The organism is Candidatus Electronema sp. TJ, assembly GCF_048287355.1.
Classification (GTDB): Bacteria; Desulfobacterota; Desulfobulbia; order Desulfobulbales; family Desulfobulbaceae; genus Electronema.
Genome location: NZ_JBLWEP010000069.1, coordinates 1 through 5,761, shown reverse-complemented (window position 1 = coordinate 5,761; position 5,761 = coordinate 1). Strand labels below are relative to the sequence as shown.

Annotated in this window: 5 protein-coding genes; 2 read left to right on the top strand and 3 right to left on the bottom strand. The window is 58.2% G+C overall.

What is annotated here, in order from left to right:
* On the top strand, positions 1 to 786 hold a 786-nt coding region (locus ACNKID_RS06660), incomplete at its 5' end, for a glycosyltransferase family 4 protein (protein WP_417912655.1).
* Complete coding sequence (locus tag ACNKID_RS06655) at positions 783 to 1,970, top strand: nucleotidyltransferase family protein (RefSeq protein WP_417912654.1); 1,188 nt, start codon at positions 783 to 785, stop codon at positions 1,968 to 1,970. The genes ACNKID_RS06660 and ACNKID_RS06655, both read left to right, overlap by 4 nt.
* 660 nt (positions 1,971 to 2,630) lie before the next feature.
* Here ACNKID_RS06655 and ispG read toward each other — a convergent pair.
* Genes ispG through rseP form a run of 3 tightly spaced genes read right to left on the bottom strand, consistent with a single transcriptional unit; the run spans position 2,631 to position 5,545 of the window.
* Positions 2,631 to 3,707, bottom strand: a complete 1,077-nt coding sequence (ispG, locus tag ACNKID_RS06650; RefSeq protein ID WP_417912653.1) for a flavodoxin-dependent (E)-4-hydroxy-3-methylbut-2-enyl-diphosphate synthase — start codon at positions 3,705 to 3,707, stop codon at positions 2,631 to 2,633.
* A 48-nt stretch (positions 3,708 to 3,755) separates the two neighbouring features.
* Positions 3,756 to 4,469 carry a tRNA (adenosine(37)-N6)-threonylcarbamoyltransferase complex dimerization subunit type 1 TsaB gene (gene tsaB / locus ACNKID_RS06645; RefSeq protein ID WP_417912652.1) on the bottom strand — a complete coding sequence of 238 codons (714 nt, stop codon included), beginning with the start codon at positions 4,467 to 4,469 and terminating at the stop codon, positions 3,756 to 3,758.
* Complete coding sequence (gene rseP, locus ACNKID_RS06640; protein ID WP_417912651.1) at positions 4,466 to 5,545, bottom strand: RIP metalloprotease RseP; 1,080 nt, start codon at positions 5,543 to 5,545, stop codon at positions 4,466 to 4,468. Before rseP ends, tsaB begins: the two co-directional genes overlap by 4 nt.
* Between the last annotated feature and the right edge of the window lie 216 nt (positions 5,546 to 5,761).

The following is a 5,761-nucleotide window of genomic DNA, read 5'->3' as shown; positions in this document are numbered from 1 at the left end:
GGATTGGGACATGTGTTCATTAGCCCAACATTCCAGATGCGGCTGCTTCGGCCTCTTGCGCAAGGCTTGCTCCGGCTGGCCCTGCGCGGTGCGGACAGCCGCCTGATCGTGCAGAATCCTGACGATCGTCAGCTTTTTCTTGACCAGAAGCTGATCCAGAGAGAACGGATTCGGCTCATCAGGGGTTCTGGCGTGAATACGGCGTTGTTCAGCCCGCAGCAGCGGCAGGCGGATGGAAGGTTCACAGTGCTGCTGGCCGCCCGCCTGCTGCGGGAAAAGGGCGTGCAGGAATATGCGGACGCAGCAAACCTGCTGGCGCATCGTGCCGACGAGATTGCATTTCTGCTTGCCGGGGCCGCTGACGCTGGCAATCCCAGCTCCTTAGCAGAGCAGGATCTGCAGCAGCTGCGGGCGAATAGTCGGCTTAAACTGCTTGGTCATGTTGACGACATGCGGCAGCTGCTCGGCAGGGTTGATTTGATGGTCTTGCCCAGCAGACGTGAGGGACTGCCGCGCAGCCTGCTGGAAGCAGCGGCCATGGGCTTGCCGCTGATCGCCACAGATGCGCCCGGCTGCCGCGAGATCGTTGCAGACGGCGTGAACGGCTTTCTCGTGCCGGTCGGCGATGCAGCGGCCTTGGCAGCTAAGATTGAGCTGCTGCTGGATCAGCCTGAGCTGCGCTGCCGCTTCGGCGCGGCCAGCCGGGAAAAGGCGGTGCGGGAATTTGACCGCGCCATTGTTTTTCGTCAGACGTGGGAGCTGTGCCGCTCCCTTGGGTTAGGATGATGCAAAAGACAGTCCGCGAGCTGCGGCAGGATGCAGCTGAGCTGCTGCGCCAGATTTGCAACAGCGAAGAGGCGGTCTGGCCGAAACAAGGCAGCCTGACTGCCGATATTTTTTTCCGTGAGGCGAGTGCGCAGGGCCTAGCACCGCTGCTTTTCCGCAAACTGACGGCGCAGAAAGGCGGCGGCTGGCCTGCGGAGCTGCTGGCCCGGCTGCGTGAAGCCTCACTCCGGCTGGCAGCTGCTGAACTGCTGCTGGAGGCTGATCTCCGCAGCCTGCTCGCTTCGCTGGCAGGCATCGGCGTGCGACCGCTGCTGCTGAAAGGAACTGCTCTCGCCTATTCGCTCTATCCTGAGCCTTGGCTGCGCCCCCGCTGCGACACCGATCTGCTGATTCCTGAGGCCGATCGGGACAAGACGGACAGCCTGCTGCTGCGGCTGGGCTGCGCAGCACTGCATGAAGCGGCGGCGGATGGGATCAACGCGCAGATGAGCTGGTCACGGCGGCGGCAGGGCCTTGACTGCCGTTATGACATCCACTGGCGGATCAGCAACGCCAGCGGCAGGTTCAGCAGGGCTTTTGCGGATGAACATCTTTTTGCGCGGGCGGCGGCTGTCCCCGCTTTAGGAGAACACGCCCGGACATTGAGCAAAACTGACGCGCTGCTCTTTGCCTGCTTTCATCGGGCCGGGCATTTCTCCCACAGCGGAGACCGGTTGGTTTGGCTGCATGACCTGCATCTGCTCTGCCAGTCCCTGACCGAAGAAGATGCGGCGGCATGTTGCAGCCAAGCTGAAGAGCTGGAGATCAGCACGCTGTGCGCTGACGGCCTGAAGACAGCGGCCTTCTGGTTCGGCACAGTTTTTCCGGCAGGACTCGCCCCGCTCTTCAAGGCGAAGGAGCGGAATGGCGAAGCTTTTGCTGTGTTGCTTCAGGAGGGGCGGCAGGCAGGGATTGCAAGTCACGCGCTCTTGGAGCTGAAAGGCCTGCCGACGTGGCGCGGGCGGCTGCGCTTCATGTGGCAGAACATATTTCCTCCGGCGGAATACATGCTCTGGAGGTATGGCGCAAAAAGAAAGTCCGCTCTGCCATTGCTGTACGCGAAACGGACAGCGGAGGTTCTCCTTGTTATCATGAATATATCTAAAAATATTTTGAGACGGGTTCGCATCACGAATCAGCCGTGACAGCTGTCACAAATCTTTCTTGATGCGCTTCTTGCCGGGCAGGGCTGCGTAAAGATTGCGCAGTGCAAGGCTCTGACTGGGCAAAAACTAACCAGTTCTTGCCCGGAAGATCGTTTTCATATCCTGCGGCAGAAGCAAGATGAACGAAGTGACAGCAGGTTCTGACGCATCTGCCTTTTATGACAACATGGAACATGTTTTGCATACAAAGAGGATACTGGCAGGGAGCAGGATAATGCGGGGAGCCGTTCGCGCTCCTTTTTTAAGATATTAGACTGAGGCATCAGCAGAGGACAAGCTATGGACACGCAGAAAAGGTATCAAATTGGCACTAAATATGTTGTCAAAGAGGATTGGGAGCCAGGCTACGAGACAAGGTGGTTCAGTCAAGGACGATGTCCAAGCTGCATGGAGCAAACTGCTATCAAATATTGGCGGGGAAAAGATGGCAGTGAATCATGGCAATGCAGGAAATGCCGTGCCGAGGGAGAAGTGGAGACAGACGGGAGTTCAGACTGCTGCCGAGAAGAACAGGCTGCCTTTCTTTTTTAAAAAGCGCTGCCGCAAGGTGGTCTTGATGTGCTGCTGCGCATCAAGACCACCTTGCGATTGTTGATGCGCGACTGAACTGCTCCGTTGTCTTGAAGTAGCGTGCCGTCATCACTTCCCCTCAGCATCCATCTTCCTTAATTCCTCCAGAAACGCGGGCAGCAGCTCGGCTTCCGGCAGTTTCTTGAACACCTCGCCCTTCTTGAAGATGATGCCCAAGCCATGACCGCCGGCAATGCCGATGTCCGCTTCCCTCGCCTCGCCTGGGCCATTGACGACGCAGCCCATCACCGCCACCTTGAGATTCGATTTCATGGTCTGCAAGACCCGCTCCACCTCTTCCGCCAGCGAGAAGAGATCAATCCGGGTGCGTCCACAGGTTGGGCAGGAGATCAATTCCGGTCCGCGCTCACGGATGCGCAGAGAACGAAGCAGCTCAAAGCCCACCCGCACTTCTTCCACCGGGTCGCGGGTTAACGAGATGCGGAAGGTGTCGCCAATGCCTTCAGAGAGCAGTATGCCCAAGGCGACGCTGGACTTGACCGTGCCGGGAATCAGGCCGCCCGCTTCCGTCACGCCGAGATGCAGCGGGTAGTCAGTGCGCCGCGACAGCTCGCGGTAGGCGGCAATGGTGGTCAGCGTGTCGGATGATTTGACGGAGATTTTGATCTCGCTGAAGCCGAGCCGCTCAATGTCTGCCACCTTGTTCAGAGCACTTTCGATCAAAGCGTGGCAGTTGTCCGGGCTTGGATACCCATATTTCTCCAGCAGCTCTTTCTCAATCGAACCGGAATTCACGCCGACGCGGATCGCCGCTTTATGCAGCTTGGCCGCATCCACCACTCTGGCCAGCTTGTCCGGCCCGCCGAGATTGCCGGGATTGATGCGGATGGCCTGCGCCCCGTTTTCTAAGGATGCGACGGCCAAGCGCGAATCAAAATGGATGTCGGCAATCAGCGGAATCGTGATCTGCTCGCGGATGGAACGGAGGGCTTGCGCTGCCTCCATGTCCGGCACAGCCACACGGATGATTTCGCAGCCCGCCTCCTCCAATCCTTTGATTTGGCGGACCGTGGCTTCGGCATCGCGGGTGTCGGTGTTGGTCATGGACTGCACGGTGATCGGCGCGCCGCCGCCAACCGGAGTTTGGCCGATGAAAATCTGTTTCGTCTGTTTGCGTTGGATCATAGGATATCTGCCCTGACATAGTTAGTAAGGGCGAAACATTTTTCACCCTTACGGCATCACCGCCGCTTTCTTCTTCAAATTCACCTCCGCTTCTGAAGGCCGGACATACAGCGGCGCAGCCGAAGCCGGATCGCTGCTTTCGCCCCGCGCCAGCTTCTCTGCGGCAAGGAAGCCTATTTTTGCCGCGCTTGGACTGCTTAAAGCAGGAGGAATGAGCCGCACGCCCTCAATCTGCGCAAAGATGTGCTGATATGCGGCCAAGCCTGGCCCAGCGATGACCGCAGGCGGCGCAATCTTCTCTGCCAGCAGCTCTGGACGGACAGCCTCTGCCGGGCTTGTTTGCTGCCTGTCCCCGCCGTAGCAGGCAGCATAAACCTCCTGCTTGCGGGCATCCATGACGCACCAGAGCGGGCAGTCTGTCAGCGGAAAGGACAAGGCGACAGCATCCAAGGTCGGCACAGCAATCAGCGGCTTGCCGGTAGCAAAGACCATGCCTTTTGCTGCGGCCAAACCGATGCGCAGACCAGTGAATGAGCCAGGGCCTATGCTGACCGCGATTGCGGCCAGATCGTTCCAGTTTATTCCGGCTGCCTGCATCACCCATTCGACTGAACCGAGCAGCTGGCGGGAATGGCTGGTCTCAGCATGAACAGCGGCTTCAGCAATCAAAGCGCCGTTCTGCACGCCGCCGCGTGTCAAAGCCACGCTGCCGCAGCCTGCGGCGGTTTCGATGGAAAGGATGAGAGGAAGGCTGTCTGTCACAGGAAACGCTGCACCAGCCGGGCAATGTCGTTGTAGAAGACAAAGATCATCAAAGTGCCGAGCAGGGCCATGCCGACTTGCTGCGCCCGCATCAAGGCTGTTTCTCCCATCGGTTTGCGGCGGACTGCCTCAATGCTGAGGAAAACAAGGTGGCCGCCGTCGAGAATCGGTATCGGCAGCAGATTGAGTATGCCAAGATTGACTGAAAGCAGGCCGGTGAAATGAATCAGGTTGATCCAGCCTTCTTTAAGCTGCTCGCCCGCGATTTCGGCAATGCGGATTGGCCCGCCCAGCTCGGAAGCCGGAATCACCCGCTGGATCATTTTGACTATGCCCATGACCGTGAGAACGATCATGCTCCAGGTGTGCTCAAAGGCCAGCTTGATTGATTCGGGCAGAGACACCTTTTTGTACACCACTTCCTCGGCGCGGCCCATGCCAAGCAGGTAGCGTTCCTCAGTCGCCTCGCCGAAGATGTTTTTCACCTTGTCGCGGACTGGTGTCGCTTTGATGGCCAGCTCCTCCTTGCCGCGCCGGACGCGCAGCGCCAGCTCTTTGCCGCCGGAATCTCTGACAGATGAAGAAACCTGCTCCCAAGACTTCACCTCTTTGTCGTCAATGGAGAGCACAATGTCGTCTTTCTTCAGCCCCGCTTTCTCCGCCGCTGAATTTGCTGAAATCGTGCCGATCTTGGTGGAATCCACCAGATCAGGCATTCCAGCAAAGACAAACATCAGCCAGAAGACCAGCACGGCGAAAAGCAGGTTGAAGAGCGGGCCGCCAAAGACGATCCAGAAACGCTGCATCACGGTTTTATGCGAGAAAGAAACCGCCTTGTCCGCTTCAGCGACTTCCTCGTCCGGCTGCTCGCCGTGCATCTTCACGTAGCCGCCAAGCGGGAAGGCAGAGATCAGATATTCCGTCTCGCCCCACTGTCTACCGATCAGCTTGTTGCCAAAGCCGAGCGAGAATTTCAGCACCCGCACTTTGAAAAGCTTGGCAAAGAGGAAATGGCCCAGCTCATGAACAAAGATGAGGATGCCGAGGACAAGAAGAAAGGAAAGGACAGCGTTCATAGTATTCTTTTGAAAAGAGTTGCTGAGCTGTCATTGCGGCCGCTGGGAGGAATCTCCGAAGAGTCATGAGATTTCTCGCTCCGCTTGCAATGACAGGAGGCAGGCGGCAGCATCATGTGAGGCAGCCCGCAGCGTTTGCTGCTGTTCTTTGGAAATGCCGACATCTTCATCCTGCGCCGCCTTTGGCTTGGAACGCCTTGAACCAGCCCTGCTGCA